The 14,985-nt window shown below is 66.9% G+C and carries 15 protein-coding genes; 3 read left to right on the forward strand and 12 right to left on the reverse strand.

Annotated features, from left to right (window positions below; translation table 11 throughout):
• Nucleotides 1-4: 4 nt before the first annotated feature.
• From der to E7T10_RS11590, 7 genes are all read right to left on the reverse strand, one after another.
• The gene (gene der / locus E7T10_RS11560; protein ID WP_045810560.1) at nt 5-1,624 is read right to left on the reverse strand and encodes a ribosome biogenesis GTPase Der; all 1,620 of its coding nucleotides are present in this window, start codon (nt 1,622-1,624) and stop codon (nt 5-7) included.
• A gap of 31 nt (nt 1,625-1,655) precedes the next feature.
• Nucleotides 1,656-3,038 (reverse strand): PQQ-binding-like beta-propeller repeat protein, encoded by a 1,383-nt coding sequence (locus tag E7T10_RS11565; RefSeq protein WP_088582173.1) that lies wholly within the window; start codon nt 3,036-3,038, stop codon nt 1,656-1,658.
• Nucleotides 3,039-3,064: 26 nt separating this feature from the next.
• Nucleotides 3,065-3,895, reverse strand: coding sequence for a tetratricopeptide repeat protein (locus E7T10_RS11570; RefSeq protein WP_137721895.1), 831 nt, complete (start codon nt 3,893-3,895; stop codon nt 3,065-3,067).
• Nucleotides 3,896-3,974: 79 nt separating this feature from the next.
• Nucleotides 3,975-4,811, reverse strand: a complete 837-nt coding sequence (panB, locus tag E7T10_RS11575) for a 3-methyl-2-oxobutanoate hydroxymethyltransferase (protein ID WP_137721896.1) — start codon at nt 4,809-4,811, stop codon at nt 3,975-3,977.
• Nucleotides 4,812-4,880: 69 nt separating this feature from the next.
• Entirely contained in the window at nt 4,881-5,297 is a 417-nt protein-coding gene (locus E7T10_RS11580) for a hypothetical protein (RefSeq protein ID WP_137721897.1), read from the reverse strand.
• Nucleotides 5,287-5,844, reverse strand: coding sequence for an RNA polymerase sigma factor (locus E7T10_RS11585; protein ID WP_039245240.1), 558 nt, complete (start codon nt 5,842-5,844; stop codon nt 5,287-5,289). The genes E7T10_RS11580 and E7T10_RS11585 overlap by 11 nt, the downstream gene beginning before the upstream one ends.
• Nucleotides 5,845-5,868: 24 nt before the next feature.
• Nucleotides 5,869-6,264: a DUF6249 domain-containing protein gene (locus E7T10_RS11590; RefSeq protein WP_137721898.1), complete on the reverse strand. Its 396-nt coding sequence runs from the start codon at nt 6,262-6,264 to the stop codon at nt 5,869-5,871.
• 176 nt (nt 6,265-6,440) lie between these two features.
• On the opposite strand from E7T10_RS11590, the gene E7T10_RS11595 reads away from it, so the two are divergent.
• Together E7T10_RS11595 and E7T10_RS11600 are read left to right on the forward strand one after the other, a co-directional pair.
• Nucleotides 6,441-6,680, forward strand: coding sequence for a DUF2188 domain-containing protein (locus tag E7T10_RS11595; RefSeq protein ID WP_017506104.1), 240 nt, complete (start codon nt 6,441-6,443; stop codon nt 6,678-6,680).
• Between the two features lie 7 nt (nt 6,681-6,687).
• Nucleotides 6,688-7,497 (forward strand): endonuclease/exonuclease/phosphatase family protein, encoded by an 810-nt coding sequence (locus tag E7T10_RS11600; RefSeq protein WP_137721899.1) that lies wholly within the window; start codon nt 6,688-6,690, stop codon nt 7,495-7,497.
• Here the strand turns inward: E7T10_RS11600 and E7T10_RS11605 are convergent.
• The 5 genes from E7T10_RS11605 to E7T10_RS11625 form a co-directional block, all read right to left on the reverse strand.
• A complete protein-coding gene (locus E7T10_RS11605; protein ID WP_137721900.1) occupies nt 7,490-7,837 on the reverse strand; it encodes an ArsC family reductase in 348 nt (115 codons plus the stop codon). The genes E7T10_RS11600 and E7T10_RS11605 overlap by 8 nt on opposite strands.
• A gap of 62 nt (nt 7,838-7,899) precedes the next feature.
• Entirely contained in the window at nt 7,900-8,907 is a 1,008-nt protein-coding gene (locus E7T10_RS11610; protein ID WP_168189940.1) for a sensor histidine kinase, read from the reverse strand.
• Nucleotides 8,908-8,998: 91 nt separating this feature from the next.
• Nucleotides 8,999-9,937, reverse strand: a complete 939-nt coding sequence (locus E7T10_RS11615) for a hypothetical protein (protein WP_168189941.1) — start codon at nt 9,935-9,937, stop codon at nt 8,999-9,001.
• 373 nt (nt 9,938-10,310) lie between these two features.
• Complete coding sequence (locus E7T10_RS11620) at nt 10,311-11,027, reverse strand: hypothetical protein (protein WP_137721903.1); 717 nt, start codon at nt 11,025-11,027, stop codon at nt 10,311-10,313.
• A gap of 68 nt (nt 11,028-11,095) precedes the next feature.
• Nucleotides 11,096-13,714 carry a TonB-dependent siderophore receptor gene (locus tag E7T10_RS11625; RefSeq protein WP_137721904.1) on the reverse strand — a complete coding sequence of 873 codons (2,619 nt, stop codon included), beginning with the start codon at nt 13,712-13,714 and terminating at the stop codon, nt 11,096-11,098.
• 173 nt (nt 13,715-13,887) lie between these two features.
• On the opposite strand from E7T10_RS11625, the gene E7T10_RS11630 reads away from it, so the two are divergent.
• A complete protein-coding gene (locus tag E7T10_RS11630) occupies nt 13,888-14,976 on the forward strand; it encodes an ABC transporter ATP-binding protein (RefSeq protein ID WP_137721905.1) in 1,089 nt (362 codons plus the stop codon).
• Nucleotides 14,977-14,985 lie beyond the last annotated feature (9 nt).

Raw genomic sequence — 14,985 nt, forward strand, 5'->3', positions numbered from 1 at the left:
GCCGTCACTTCTTGGCGCCGCCCTTTTGGCCCGTGCGGATCCGCCCTGAACGCGACACCTGGCGGGCGCCGCCGCGCGCGCCCTTCTGGACCGCCACGGACGAGCCGGCCTTCTTCGACGCGCTGGACTTCAAACCGCCCAGAATCTTGGGCTGGGCCTTCCGGGTCTTCTTCTGCTCCAGCGCCTTGCCGGGCAGTTTGGACAGGGCCTCTTCCTTCTCGGCCTTCTTGACGCGGCGCGGCGCGGTCTTGGCGTCGCCCTTGTAGCGTTCCGGCCCGGACTTGGCGCCGCCCTCCGCATAGGGGTTCACGCCGCTGGACTTGACATTCAGGCGGATCGGCGTGCCCGGCAGGTCGAAGCTCTCGCGGATCGAGTTGACCAGATAGCGCTTGTAATGCTCCGGCATCGACTCGGCGCGGTTGGCCATGAGCACGAAGGTCGGCGGGCGGGCCTTGGTCTGGGCGATGTATTTCGGCTTGATCCGCTTGCCGTCCACGGCGGGAGGCGGGTGCCGCTGGGTCGCCATGGACAGCCAGGTGTTCAGGTCCTTGGTCTTCACCTTGACCGACCAGGTGTCATAGGCCTGAAGCACCGCCGGCATCAACCGCTCGACGCCGCGCCCGCTGTGCGACGACAGGGCTACGAAGGGCGAACCCTTCAGTTGCGGCAGCTTGTCCTCGGCCATGCCCTTCAGCTTGGCCATGCGGGACTGGGGTTCGTCCTCCAGGTCCCACTTCGATGCGACATAGACCAGGGCGCGGCCCTCGCGCTCGACCAGATCGGCCAGTTGCAGGTCCTGGGTGTCGAAGGCGTCGTCCTTGTCCATCATCAGGATGACGACTTCGGCGAAGGTGATGGCCCGGATGGTGTCGGCGACCGACAGCTTCTCCAGCTTCTCCTGCACCCGCGCCTTGCGACGCATCCCCGCCGTATCGACCAGCCGGATGTTCTTGCCCTCGAACTGCCAGTCGACCGAGATGGAGTCGCGGGTGATGCCCGCTTCCGGCCCGGTCAGCAGCCGATCGTCGCCGATCAGGCGGTTGATCAGCGTGGACTTGCCCGCATTGGGCCGGCCGATGACGGCGATGCGGATCGGCTTGTCCGGCTCGTCGATCTCCTCGACGAAGATGTCCTGCGAGGCCGCGACGATGGCGGCATACAGATCGGCCATCCCCTCGCCGTGCTCGGCCGAGATGGCGACGGGCTCGCCAAAGCCCAAGGCGTGCGCCTCGCCGACGCCGCCGCCGCTCTCGCGGCTCTCGGACTTGTTGGCCAACAGGATGACCGGCTTGTGCACCCGGCGCAGGCGCTCGGCGAAGATCCGGTCCAGCGACGTCACACCCTCGCGCGCATCCATCATGAACATGACCAGTTCGGCGTCGTCCAGCGCGGCCTCGGTCTGCTCGCGCATCCGGGCTTCCAGGCTGTCGTCGGTGACGTCCTCGTATCCCGCCGTGTCGATCAGCGTCAGATCCATGTCGCCGATGTTGCCGTCGGCGTAGCGTCTGTCGCGGGTCACGCCGGGGCGATCGTCGACGAGCGCCAGGCGCTTGCCGACGAGGCGGTTGAACAGTGTCGATTTGCCCACATTGGGGCGGCCGACGATGGCGACCTTCAGAGCCATGTCGGCCTTCTAGCTTAGTTTGAGCTGAAAATCAGCGGATGCAGATCAGTTGGCCGTTGTCGGTCAGCACATACAGCGCGCCGTTATAGGCGGCCGGGGCGATATAGGCGGGCGCGCCCAGCTTCAGCGTCGTCTGCGCCACGCCGGTCTTGGGATCGAAGGCGACGGCTTCGCCGAACGAATTGACCATCACCAGGCGGTTGGAGGCCAGCAGCGGTCCCGACCATTGCGGGCGGATGGTGCGACGGCCGAAGGTCAGGAAGCCGCCCTCACGGCGCTCGCGGCCCTCGTTCAGTTCGCGCGTCCAGTAGATCTGGCCCGTGTCGCGGTTGGCCGTGATCAGCTGACCCGACTTGGACACCACGAAGACGGCGTCGCCGACCGGCAGCGGCGCATTCACGCCCGTCACCGGCAGTTGCCACTTGGGCTGGCCCGAACGCAGGTCCAGCGCCGACATCACGCCCGAGTGGCTGACGCCATAGACCATGCCGCGGCTGATGACCGGACGGCCCGCCACGTCGCGAACTTCCGACAGGGCGCTGGTGCGGCTGGTGCGCGACAGGGTTTCTTCCCACACCGCCTGGCCGTTCAGCGCGCTCAGCGCGACCAGCTGGCCCGAGGCGAACGGGGCGACGACGGTCGTGCCGCTGACGGCGGGGCTGGAGGCGCGCATGACGCGCGCCGGCTCGGCGATGCCGCGATAGGTCCAGTCCTGGGCGCCGGTGTTGGCGTCGAAGGCGAACAGCTGGCTGTCGACGTCCACGACGAAGACCCGGTTGCCCGAGACGGTCGGGGCGCCGTGGATCGGGGCGTCCACCTGCTGGGTCCAGACCACCGCGCCGGTGTTGGCGTCCAGCGCCGTCATCGAGCGATAGCCGGACGAGACGAAGACCTTGCCGCCGCCGACGGCGACGCCGCCGCCGAAGCCGCCGTTGCGGTCACGATCGGCGTTCTTGACGTTGGCCTTCCACAGGATCGCGCCGGTATCGGCCGAAACCGCCGAAACGGTCGATTCGCCATCCAGCACGAAGATCTTGCCGTCGGCGGCCACGATCGGCGCCATGACATTGCCGACGTGGGCCGATCCCGAGCCGACGCCCCGCTTCCAGGCGATCTGGAAGTTCGGCGCCGCGATGACGTGCTCGACCAGGTTCTCGGACGTGCCGCCGGGCTGAGTCCAGGCCGTCACGGCCTGCGGACCCGGCAGGAAGAAGTCGCGGCCCGACAGGGCGGCCGACGGCGACAGGCTCTGTTCGAACTCCAGCACCGAGATGCGCTGGCCGGCCGAGGCGGTCGCGCCGGCGTCTTCCTTGCCGCCGCCCAGACCGAACGGCAGATTGCGGCGCACGGTGCCGCAGGACGCCATCGTTGCGGCGACGCCGCAGATCAGCGCGACTTTCAGAACTCGGTTCATCGGGGGCGTCCTGTAAAGGGTCGTCACTATTGGGCGGCCGGCGCGGCGGCGGGCGCCGCCTGGGCAGGGGCGGCCTGAGCCGGGGCAGCTTGGGCCGGAGCAGCCTGAGCCGGTGCAGCCTGGGCGGCCGAGGGCGTCATCGCGTTCGCAGCGCCGGCGGCCGGCGGCGTCGCCTTGGCGGCGGCGTCGATGATGGGTTTGATGGCGGTTGCGGTGCCGGCGTCGATGGATTCCACGGCGATCTGGGCGCGCTGACGGATCGAGTCCGGCACGTCCTGACCCAGTTGCAGCAGCACGAACGCCTCACGCGCTTCCTTGGTCTTGCCGTGTTGCAGCCGCGCCAGGGCCAGGGCTTCCTGGGCGAAGGCGTGCAGCGGGCGCTTGTCTTCGGCCAGCGGCGTCAGGCGCTTTTCGATCTCGGCCAGCGGCGCGGTGTCCATGATCAGGAAGGCGGCCTTCAGGGCGGGCGGGTCCGACAGGATCGGATCGCTGGACGCCTTGGCGGCTTCGTCGAACAGGCGGACAGCCTCGGGGAACTTGTTGGCGCTGACGGCCAGGCCGGCCTGCTGCTGCAGGGCCAGGACCTTGTAGGCGCCATTGCCTTCCTTGATCGCTTCCTCAAAGGCGGCGCGGGCGTCCATCGGCTTGTCGGCGCGAAGGGCCTCCATGCCGCGATCATAGGCCTCGGCGGCCTTGGCGGACTTGTTGGAGTTCAGGCTGTCCCAGCCCCACCAGCCCAGGGCGCCGATCAGGGCGACGACCAGCACCACGCCGAAAACGGGCAGCCAGGTCTTGGCCAGGCGCTTCAACTTGTCGGAGCGAAGCTCCTCCTCGACCTGCTCGAAGACATCAACCACTGAAACGTCGCCCCAAAATCGCGAAATGCAAACCGGCGCGGACCCTAGAAGGTCGGCTCCCCGCCCGCAACGTCGTCCGTTACTGCGAAGCCGGCTTTTTCGAGAAGTAGGTCTCGACTTCGGCAGGAAAACGGCGGGTTTTCACATCGCTGGCGAAAGCGGCGGCCGCGCGGTCGATCTCGGTGCGCAGATCGGCGTATTTGCGCACGAACTTCGGGGTCCAGTCGAACATGCCGAGCATGTCGTTGACCACCAGCACCTGACCGTCGCAGGCGGCCGAGGCGCCGATGCCGATGGTGGGCGCGTCGATCGTCTCGGTGATCTCGCGCGCCAGCGATTCGGCGACGCCCTCGATGACGATGCAGAAGGCGCCGGCCTCGGCGACGGCCTTGGCCTCGGCCAGCACCCGGTCGCGCTCGCTGTCGGTCCGCCCCTTGGCCTTGAACCCGCCCTCGGCCAGGATCGCCTGGGGTCGCAGGCCGACATGGCCCATGACCGGAATGCCGCGCTTGACCAGGAAGGCGACGATCTCGGCCATATCGATGCTGGTTTCCAGCTTCACCGCCTGGGTGCCCGTCTCCTTCATCACCCGCACGCAGTTGGCGTAGGCGACCTCCTTGCCGCCCTCGTAGGAGCCGAACGGCATATCCACGACCACCATGGCCCGCTTGGCGCCGCGCATGACGGCCTGCCCGTGCAGGATCATCATCTCCAGCGTCACGCCCACGGTATTGGGCAGGCCGTGAACCGCCATCCCCAGGCTGTCTCCGACCAGCAGCACGTCGCAGTGCGGATCCAGCAGGGCCGCCATCGGCGCGTCATATGCCGTCAGGCAGACGATCGGCTCGCCGCCCTTGCGCCCCGCGATATCGGGCACGGTGATGCGTTTGACGCTCTCTTGGGTATGGACGGACATCGCCGGGCCTCCTGACGTGAAGGGGTCAGATAGGCCCCTGCCCCGCCGGTGTCACCCTTGCAGCCGCGCTCACACGTCCTGCGACAACTTCGCCACGCCCGCCGCCATCAGGGCGACCAGGGCCCCGGCGACGATCCAGAAGGTCATCATGCCTGAGCCGTTCATCAGGTCCAGCGACCCGACGCCCAGACCTTGCAGGCCCAATCCGTCCAGGCCCGATTGCGCTGCGCCCTGCGCCGTGGCGGCCGCCGCCCTGAGGCCTTGCGCCAGGGTCGTATCGCCGTCGGCGGTGAAGTTGATGTTCACCCCCTCGCGCACCGCCAGCACCCCGCCGATCAGTCCGGCCGCCGTCAGGGTCAGAGCGCGCCAGCGCGACCGCGTCTCCATGCGCGCCTTGACTGTCGCCAGGAACAGGGCCTCGTCCGGCAGGCTCGGCGCCTGGGCGAACAGCCTTTCGATCATCGGATCGAATTCGTCAGCCGACATGGACCGACCTCCCGCCTGAGCCGTGCGCCGGTTGAAGCCGCGCACGGAGTTTATCCAGACCACGTTTGACATGCGATTTCACCGTGCCAAGCGGCAAATTCATGGCTGCCGCGATTTCCGGATGCGACATCCCCGCGCCGTGGCACAGGGAGACGCAGACACGCTCGGTCTCGCTGAGCGTCTTCAACGCCTCGTCCAGGTCCATCAGACCGCCGCGGTCGACGACCACATCCGCCTGATCGGCCTCGATCTCCGCGACGTAGCGCGCCTCCTTGGCCACCCGCTTCAGATAAAGCCGCGCCGCGATCTTCTTGATCCAGCCCGCAAACGTCCCCTGCCCGCGAAACTCCGCGCACCGCTGGAACCCTTGCAAGAAGGCGTCCTGCGCCACGTCGTCTGACAGGGACGGCGTCGCCCCCATCCGGCGCAGCAGCCCCCGCACCGCCGACCCGTGCCGACGCACCAGCTCGCCATACTCCCGCCGACCGCCGGCCGCCGCCTGGGCGGCCAGCTCCACATCGTGGAAGTCGCGTAGAGACTTGCTCATCAGAGCTTCCCCCGCCCGCCGTGCTCAGTCCGCGCCCTTGTTGAAGAAGCTCAGAACGATGAAGGCCAGACCGATCGTGACGGGAATGCAGGAGATGCCCAGCAGACCGCTGTCCAGATTGCCGTTGAAGTTCCCACCCAGCTCGCTGACGACCGAGAAGGCGGCGATGCCGATGCCGGACGCCAGCCAGATGACGCCGCGCCGGATGTCCTTCGTGCGCGACGGCAGGCTCTTCTGCACATCCTTGGTCATAACGTCGATCAGTTCGGGCGGCAGTTGCTGGCCCTTGTCCACCGCATGGCGGATGGTTTCCTGCATGTCGCGCTTTTCGCGATACTTCAGCACCTGCGGGCCGAAGACGATGGCGGTGATCGAACCGAAGACGGCGAACATCGCAAAGATCGGAATGAAGTCTTGCATGACGAGTACCCCTTGAACCGTTGCAGCAGCCTGATGCGGCGGCCTTCTGATCACAAGAGGCTGGCCGACGCCTCAACGGATGCGCGGCGTTACGTGAAATCTTCGTAAGGTCGCCGTTTCGGCCGCCGCCAGTTCGGTCTAGGGTCCGGTTTCATCAATCTCAGGAGCGCGTCCCCATGGCCCATGTCACCTATCGCATCGTCGAACATGACGGCGGCTGGGCCTACAAGTCCGGCGACACCTATTCCGAAACCTTCGCCAGCCATGACGACGCCAAGGCCGCCGCCGTGCGCGCCGCGCGCGAGCAGCGCGTGCCGGACCAGACCGCCGCGATTGAATACGAGACCGCCGCCGGCGAATGGGTCACCGAAAGCGCCGACGGCCACGACCGCCCCTCGACGGACGTCGAGGGCTGAGGCCGAGATGATCCCCCGTCGCACCCTGCTGGCCGCCGCCGCGCTGGCGCCGCTGGCAGGCTGCGCCACGGCCCCGAAGGCCAAGACGCCCACCGAACTGAAGCTCGTCACCTTCAACATCTGGCACAACATGGGTGACTGGGCCGCCCGTCGTCCGCTGCTGATCGCCGCTCTGAAGGCCCAGGACGCCGACGTCATCGCCCTTCAGGAGGTGCTGGAGGACGCTAATGTCGGGCTGGAGAACCAGGCCCGGATGCTGGCGCGCGAACTGGGCGGCTATCATGTCGCCTTCGTCTCGACCGACGCCGAAGGCGCCCCGCGTCGCTATGGCAACGCCCTGCTGACCCGCCTGCCGGTTCTGGCCGAGGCCTCAGCCAGGCTTGAGCCGCTCGACGATTTCCGCACCGCGCTTCGGCTTCGCGTCGCGGTCCAGGGTCGCCCGGTCGATGTCGTCGTCACCCATCTGGCGTGGCAACAGGACGCCGGCCCGGTCCGCGCCCGCCAGATCGCCTCCCTGCTCGGCTGGCTGCCGCAGGACGGCACCCCCTTGATCGTCATGGGCGATTTCAATGCGACGCAGGAGGATTCCGGCCTGACGACCCTGACCGGCCCCCGTTTCTTCAGCGCCCTGCCGCGCGGTGCGGTCACGACCACCCTGAACCCGGCCAAGGGTCACCCTGAACGCGTCATCGACCACATCTTCGTCGAACAGGCCGCCTTCATCCCCGGCGAGGCCCGCCGCTTTGGCGACACGCCGACCAACGGTGAATATCCGTCCGACCACTTCGGCGTCGTCGCGACCGTCCGTCTCAGGTAAGCGCTGAGGTGTAGGCCTCGGGCTTGAACCCCACCAGCCGCCGATCCCCCAGATCCAGCACCGGCCGTTTGATCATCGACGGCTGGGCCGTCATCAGCGCGATCGCCTTCGACTCGTCGATGTCCGCCTTGTCGGCTTCGGGCAGCTTCTTGAACGTCGTCCCGGCCCGGTTCAGCACCGTCTCCCAACCGTGCTCGTCGACCCACTGGCCCAGCCGCCCCGCATCCACCCCGGCCTTCTTGTAGTCGTGGAACACATAGTCGACCCCGTTCTGCTCCAGCCAGACCCGGGCCTTCTTCACCGTGTCGCAGTTGGGAATGCCGTACAGGGTGTAGGTCATGGGTCTCTCGAAGGTTGAGGATCAAGCGGATGCAGCCGCTTTCGCCCCCTCGTCGAGCATCGTCAACTGTCGGTCAGACGCGACGCCGGCGCTGTGAACGTCGCCGAGAACCCCTCTACGCCGTAACGAAGATCCGCGCCGCCGCACCCCAACAGCCCTCTTGCGAGCAACTTGGCGCCAAATCCGGTCTTGAGCGGCGGATGGGCCGGCGCGCCCCCGCCTTCGATCCACGTCAGAACCAGTTCACCCTCATCCAGCCGCCAATCGACCGAGACGCGGCCGCCGGGCTTGGCGAGGGCGCCATGCTTGAACGCGTTCGTCGTCAGTTCGTGGATGATCAAGGCGACCGTCTGCGCCACACGCGGCGACAGGTGCACCGACGGCCCCGAGATGGAAACCGGCCTGCGCACCAGATTACCCACCGCTTCGCGAACGATCTCGCCGAGGTCGCCGCCATTCCAAGCCTTCTCATCCAGCATCTGCTGGGTCCGGGCGATGGCGTTCAGTCGCTCGTCAAAACGCTCCAGCACGTCACGATCGACGCCCGACAAGGTGCTGCGGGCGACCGCTTGAACCAGGGCGAGGGTGTTCTTCACCCGGTGGCCGCATTCGTCGACCAGCATCTGCCGGTGTTGCTCGCCCCGTACCCGTTCGGTCGTTTCGATGGCGATATTCAGAATGCCGACGATCGCGTCGCCGTTCCGTACGGGGCTGTAGGACAGGACCCAGCAGGTGTCTTCCGAATAGCCTTTTCGAACCATCGTCAGCGGCAGGTCTTCCAGAAAAACCGTTTCGCCTGCCAGCGCGCGCTCCGTCAGGGGGCGCAACACGTCCCAAACCTCATGCCAGACCTGGTCCAGCGGACGGCCCAGAGCGTTCGGATGCTTTTGTCCGAGCAGCGGAATATAGGCGCCGTTATAGAGCAAGGTGCGCTCCGGGCCCCACATGACGCTGGCCGCGAACCCCATCCCCATCATCATGTCATAGGTGATGCTCAGCGCGGGCGACCAATCGCGCCTTGGCCCCAGGGGCGTCGTCGCCCAGTCAAACGCGTCAATAAGGGCCGGCATCGGCGCGCCCCCTGTTGATGGCGCCATTGGACGCGCCAGCGACCAAGCCAGCCTCAGCATCGCTCTGTGATGCGAACCTCATCATCGTCGTTCAGAATAATCGAATGGTTTCGCTCGGCCGATCGACGATCACGCCCGCGACATAGAGTTTGCGCACCAGCTGCTGCGTGCCGAGGATCGTCCGGCTTTGGAAATCGAGCCAGTTCGCGACCAGGGTCCGATCCGGCAGATTGATGTCTCTCTTACCCGCGACCCGGATCACCAGGCCTGTTTTTTCAAGCTGACCCAGGTGCCGGCGAACCGTTTCGTCGTCCATTCTGGCGGCCTTGGCGACCTCGATCACGCTCACCGGCCCGAACGGCGGGTTCAGCAGGGCAAGACGGCCGGCGTCCGGCTCGCCATGACCAACGCGCAAAGCGCTGCCGGTGAGATGCGAAAGCCAGAGCAGGACGTAGTGCGTCGTCAGGCTGATTTCGGGCTTCAGCGACCGGGCGTGCTGGATGCCTTTCAGGACGTGGGCCGTCATCAGCCGCGTGGCCAAACCTGCGACTGGCCAAGCTGGCGTGACGACCCGGTCGCCGTCCCGGGCGCCGCATGCATTCAGCATCGCCAGCCCATCGACGAACTCCACCGTGGCCAGAAGGAAGGCTTCCATCGCAGACTTGAACGGTTTCGACTGCGACACCTCGGCGCGCAAGACGAAGCCGCCGTCGGTCCGCGCCAGCACGCCCCGCTCCACCAGGCCTGCCAGTTTTGTGCGCGCGCTCTCGCGCGGCACGCCCAGAGACATGGCGATGCTGATGGCATTCACAGGCCGCCGCAGGGCGTTCGGCAAAATGCCGGCTCCAATGGAAGGGTCGCGTGCCGCACCTTCGTCATCGGCGCCTCTGACGTTCGCATCCACGACGCCCGCGGTCAGCAGGGCGGATATCAGATCCTCGTCGATCCAGGTGCGGGATGCGGCGATGAAATCGAGCGTCAGCTTCGTATTCAGCCAAGCGACCTGAGCGGCTTGTAAACGCAGAGACATTGCAGACCATCAGAGGCTTCAGCGAACACTGTCGTCCTCGCTCGCGCCCCTGTCGACAAGACAACTACCGAAAATGAGGTTTCGGGACAGAGGCGGAGCGACGACCGATCCACGCTCAGCGGCGCCCCCCCTTGCCGTCATTGTTCGCCGACAAATCCGCTTTAGTATCGGGCGTTTAGAGACGGCCTTCGTCAATCGACCGTACGTATCCCCGAACGGGATTATGATGTCGACGGGTCTTTGAAAACAGCAGCGCTCAGCAATTGCACCATCTTGCATTTTGCACGCCCTTTTTCGGCGCCGTGCAATTTCGCTCTGTCGCTGAATTCAGACGAATTAGACGAATTAGACGGTGTTTTTGTCAGGCGACCGTCTAGGCCGCGAACCCGGCGAAGACGCCGATGACCATCACGATGAAGGTCGCAACGACGCTGGACAGCCCGATGGCGAGCATCACGATCAGGCCCTTGGCCAAGCCGGGGACCACGCCCCGATACCACCGTCCCCTCCCCATCCGCATGAAGGCCACGATGCCCAGCGCCAGCATCAAAAGGCTGCACGCCGCGGCCAGAGGGCCCGGGCTGAACATGAACCAGGCCAGCGGCAGCAACGGCACGGTCCAGGCGTTCAGATAGGCGAAGGCCGCGCGAAACCCGCATCTCAGGCCCAGGTCCTCGGCGTCCCACAGGCGAAACAGCGGCATGGCCGCCAGGGCATAGAGGGGCGCCATGATCGGCACGGCCACCAGCGACATCCAGCCGTCCGCGTCCGACATGAAGGCGTCGCGCGACTTGCCCGCTTCCTGAAGCAGGGGGTTCAGCACTTCGGCCGGCATACCTTCCAGGTAGAAACTCAAGCCCCCGCGCAGAAAGACGATCAGCATCAGGATCGCGTTCAGCGCCAGATACAGCTTCAACGGCTTGGCGTAACGCCCGCCCCCGGTCGGCCCCTCGATCATCCAGGCCTGGAGCACCAGTCGGGGCCGCACCAGCAGGTCGCGCGCGGTCCGCACCTCCGCGCCGCCGAAGCCCAGCGCGTCCTCGGACAGGTCCTTGAACGCCTGTTTGCGCGTCGTCTCGCCGTCGGTCATCGGATTCTCCCCTGGGGGATGCATACACCGCCCGGTTGACCGCGCAACCGCCGATCAGAACCGCTTGGTCAGAACCGTTTGCTCAGGCCGATGCTGATCACCCGCCCGCGCGGATCGGCCACGACCGGGTCATAGCCCAGGGCGAACTGCGCCAGCGGCGGCGCCTTGTCCGCGACATTGACCACCCCGACCGACAGATCCAGGTCGGCGCCGATCGTGCGGCTGTAGAGCAGATCGACCGTCGTCTGGCTGGCGATGCTGGCGTCGGTGATGCCGCTACGATCGTTGGCGTAGCCGTCGGTATAGTGGACCAGGGCCGTCACCGCATTCGTCTCGTCGCTCCAGCCCAAAGCGAACTCCCCGCGATTGCGCGGGAGGGACCGGCCGATGTTGTTCAGGTTGGTCGAACCGACCCCCGACACCTTTGCGGCCGACGCGTCCAGCCGGATGTCATAGGCGTCCACATAGGTCCAGGTCGCCGAGGCCGTCGCCTCCCCGCCCCACAGGCCGCGTTGATAGCGGGCCGACAGGTCGATCCCTTGGGTCTCGATGGACGAGGCGTTGATGAAATAGAGCTGCACGAAGGTCAGGGCGCCGCTGGCCGAGCGGGTGATGCGGCTCTGCGCCTCCGTGCCGGTCCGCCCCGCGGCCGTATCGGCCGCCGCCTGGTTTATGATGCCTTGCGCCGACTCCTTGACCACCTGATCGGCATAGTCGAACCGCCAGGCGTCCACGCCTAGCTCCAGCCCGTCGATCGGCGTCCAGACTGCGCCCAGGTTCAGGCTCTCGGACTTCTCGGGCTTCAGGTCGGCCCGGCCAGAGGTCAGTGTGTTGACGAAGACGAACGCCCCCCGATCGAACACCGACGGCTGCGACGCCTGCGCTCCCGACTGGGCATAGACCGACGGCGCCCGGAACCCCTGCCCCCACGACGCGCGCAGGGCCAGGGCGTCGGTGACGTCCCACCGGATCGCGGCCTTGGGGCTGAACCGGCCCTCGCTGCCGTCGTAGGATTCATAGCGCCCGGCCAACTGCGCCTCGATCCGGTCGCCAAGATGAAGGCGGGCTTCGGCGAAGGCGGCCAGGGCTTCCTGATCGCCGTCGAAGTCCGGCGACACGCCCGCCGTCAGCAGATCGCCCCGGTTCACCAGATCGCTCCAGTCGTGACGGAAGCCGCTGCGGCGATATTGGGCGCCGACGGCGACATCGACCGACCCGCCGGCCCAGGCCAGGGCCTCGCCGCTGGTCGAGGCGTCCGCGGTCGTCAGGGTCGCCGCGCCCCGCAGGCCGGTCGAGCCGATCAAACTGTCGACCAGGGCGGCGCTGTTCGTCGTCCCTGTCCCCAGATAGGCGCTGCCGAACGGGTTGAAATACTGGCAGGCGCCGACGCCGGGCGCCCCCGTCGCGGGATTGCAGCCCGCCCCGCCTAGGCCGTTCAGCGCATTCTGCAAGGCGCTGCCGATGGTGTCAGGCTTGTCATAGGCCACGTGCTGGCGGCTGCTGGTCGCCGACAGGTTCCAGGTCCAGCCATTGCCGAAGCGCCCATCCAGCCCGGCCGCCAGACGCCAGGTGCGATAGTCGAACTCCGCCTGCGACGCGCCGGCCTCCGCCCCCAGCAGCCGCCCCCGGAACAGCACCGCCTCGCCGAACGGATTGTCGGGATGACTCGCCGGGACCGTCAGCGACCGCGCCAGGATCGGCAGCGACGGCGACTGGCGCGCGATGGTGTTCGTCGCCGACCACGCCCCTTGCAGCGACAGGGTCATGTCGCCCACAGGCCGCCGGTAGTCCGCGAACAGCTGCGTGCGGGTCTCCTCCGGGGCCAGGTCGAAGAAGTCGGAATAGTCCAGCCGACAGAAGCTGTCGGTCGGCGTGTTCAGATAGGCGCTGCCGAACGCCGGATCGCCGCACGCCGGATCGGGCGAAAATCCATTCCGGCTGGGTCGGAAATAGGAGCCCGGCTGGCCATAGCTGGTCACGGCCGTCCAGGCCGCGCGGCCATAGCGTTCGGCCTGGGTGAAGTCCCGCTCGTCCGACCCCAGGGCCGAACGATGGAAATGCGAGGCCGCCAGCGTCAGGTCGCCGCCCAGCAGGCGAAGCCCGCCGAGCGCCTCGATCACGCTCTCTTGCGACCCGTCGGCGCCGGCGTATTTGGCGCTGACCTCGGGGCGCTCCACGCCCCGCCGGGTGATGAAGTTGACCACGCCCGCCACCGCGTCCGAGCCATAGACCGCCGAGGCGCCGTCCTCGACCACCTCGACCCGCTGAAGTGTGATCATCGGAACCAGCGAGTTGATGTCGACGAAGCCCGAACCGTCCGTCGCCACCACGGCGCTGTTGGTCCAGCGCTGGCCGTCCACCAGGACCAGGGTCGAGCCGAGGCCGAGATTGCGCAGGTTGAACTGGGCTGTGCCCGAACTCTGCGGCTGGTTCAGCTGATCGACCTGGGCCTCCGAGCCCGAGTTGGCCGTGACCAGCCGGACCAGCTGAGAGGCATCGGCGATACCGGCGGCGGCGATGGTTTCGCGGGCCACAGTCTCTACCGGGGCGATCCGCTCACTGCCCGCTATTCGGGAGCCGGTGACGACCACATCGTCCACGCGCGACGCCTCCTGGGCCTGGGCGGCCGCAGCCGTCGCCAGCCAGACGATCGAGGCTGTCGTCATCAAGAAGTTGCGCTGCGTCATTCGGATATTCCCCCGCGATTGGCAGCGGGCTTCTATCCAGCGCTTCGATTTTGCGAAAGCTTAATTTTGCAGTTTTGCAATTTCAATCGTCGGCGAGACATCGTGCGCCATTGATCCCGCCATGTAACCGGTTACGCTGCGGCAAAACAAAACGGGTCAGGAAAGCAGGAAGAATGGCGAACGTCCATCTGGTCGACGTTAAGAAGGCGTTCGGCGCCGTCGAGGTGCTGAAAGGCGTCGATCTGGAGATCGCCGACGGCGAGTTCGTGGTCTTCGTCGGTCCCTCGGGCTGCGGCAAGTCCACCCTGCTGCGCACCATCGCCGGGCTGGAAGAGGCGACGACGGGCCAGGTTCTGATCGGCGACCGCGTGGTCAACGACCTGTCGCCATCGGACCGGGGCATCGCCATGGTGTTCCAGTCCTATGCGCTCTACCCGCACATGACCGCCTACGAGAACATGGCCTTCGGCCTGAAGCTGGCCAAGACGGACAAGGGCGAGATCGATCGCCGCGTCCGCGCCGCCGCCGAGGCGCTCAGCATCACCGACTACCTGGATCGCAAGCCCAAGGCGATGTCCGGCGGCCAGCGCCAGCGCGTCGCCATCGGCCGCGCCATCGTGCGCGAGCCCGAGGTCTTCCTGTTCGACGAGCCCCTGTCGAACCTGGACGCCGCCCTGCGCGTGCGGATGCGCTATGAGTTCGCACGGCTGCATGCCGACCTGAAGACCACCATGATCTACGTCACCCACGACCAGGTCGAGGCCATGACCCTGGCCGACCGGATCGTGGTGCTGAACGGCGGCCGCATCGAACAGGTCGGTGCGCCGATGGACCTGTACGAGCACCCCGCCAATCTGTTCGTCGCCGGCTTCATCGGCAGCCCGAAGATGAACTTGCTGACCGCCGAGATCGTGGAGGCCTCGGCGACCGGCGCGACGGTGAAGACGACGGCCAGCGAGACGATCCGGATCGCCGTGGACGCCGCCTCGGCCAAGGCCGGCGACGCCGTCACCCTGGGCGTTCGCCCCGAGCATCTGACCCTCAACGACGCCGGCGACGCCCTGAGCGCCGAGGTCATGTTCGTCGAGACCCTGGGCGCAACGACCATGGCGCACCTGAAACATCCGGCGACGCCGGATACGCTGACGGTTCAACTGGCGGGCGAATTGCGGGCCAAGGCGGGCGAGCGACTGACGCTGCATGCGCCCGCAAACCAGGCGCATCTGTTCGACGCGGACGGGAAAGCCTTCAGGCGGCTCTAACCCCTCCGT

Source organism: Brevundimonas sp. SGAir0440, assembly GCF_005484585.1.
GTDB lineage: Bacteria > Pseudomonadota > Alphaproteobacteria > Caulobacterales > Caulobacteraceae > Brevundimonas.

Coding starts and splice junctions, on each gene's coding strand:
- der (WP_045810560.1), bottom strand. CDS start 1,624: ATGGCTCTGAAGGTCGCCATCGTCGGCCGCCCCAATGTGGGCAAATCG.
- E7T10_RS11565 (WP_088582173.1), bottom strand. CDS start 3,038: ATGAACCGAGTTCTGAAAGTCGCGCTGATCTGCGGCGTCGCCGCAACG.
- panB (WP_137721896.1), bottom strand. CDS start 4,811: ATGTCCGTCCATACCCAAGAGAGCGTCAAACGCATCACCGTGCCCGAT.
- E7T10_RS11580 (WP_137721897.1), bottom strand. CDS start 5,297: ATGTCGGCTGACGAATTCGATCCGATGATCGAAAGGCTGTTCGCCCAG.
- E7T10_RS11585 (WP_039245240.1), bottom strand. CDS start 5,844: ATGAGCAAGTCTCTACGCGACTTCCACGATGTGGAGCTGGCCGCCCAG.
- E7T10_RS11590 (WP_137721898.1), bottom strand. CDS start 6,264: ATGCAAGACTTCATTCCGATCTTTGCGATGTTCGCCGTCTTCGGTTCG.
- E7T10_RS11595 (WP_017506104.1), top strand. CDS start 6,441: ATGGCCCATGTCACCTATCGCATCGTCGAACATGACGGCGGCTGGGCC.
- E7T10_RS11600 (WP_137721899.1), top strand. CDS start 6,688: ATGATCCCCCGTCGCACCCTGCTGGCCGCCGCCGCGCTGGCGCCGCTG.
- E7T10_RS11605 (WP_137721900.1), bottom strand. CDS start 7,837: ATGACCTACACCCTGTACGGCATTCCCAACTGCGACACGGTGAAGAAG.
- E7T10_RS11610 (WP_168189940.1), bottom strand. CDS start 8,907: ATGCCGGCCCTTATTGACGCGTTTGACTGGGCGACGACGCCCCTGGGG.
- E7T10_RS11615 (WP_168189941.1), bottom strand. CDS start 9,937: ATGTCTCTGCGTTTACAAGCCGCTCAGGTCGCTTGGCTGAATACGAAG.
- E7T10_RS11620 (WP_137721903.1), bottom strand. CDS start 11,027: ATGACCGACGGCGAGACGACGCGCAAACAGGCGTTCAAGGACCTGTCC.
- E7T10_RS11625 (WP_137721904.1), bottom strand. CDS start 13,714: ATGACGCAGCGCAACTTCTTGATGACGACAGCCTCGATCGTCTGGCTG.
- E7T10_RS11630 (WP_137721905.1), top strand. CDS start 13,888: ATGGCGAACGTCCATCTGGTCGACGTTAAGAAGGCGTTCGGCGCCGTC.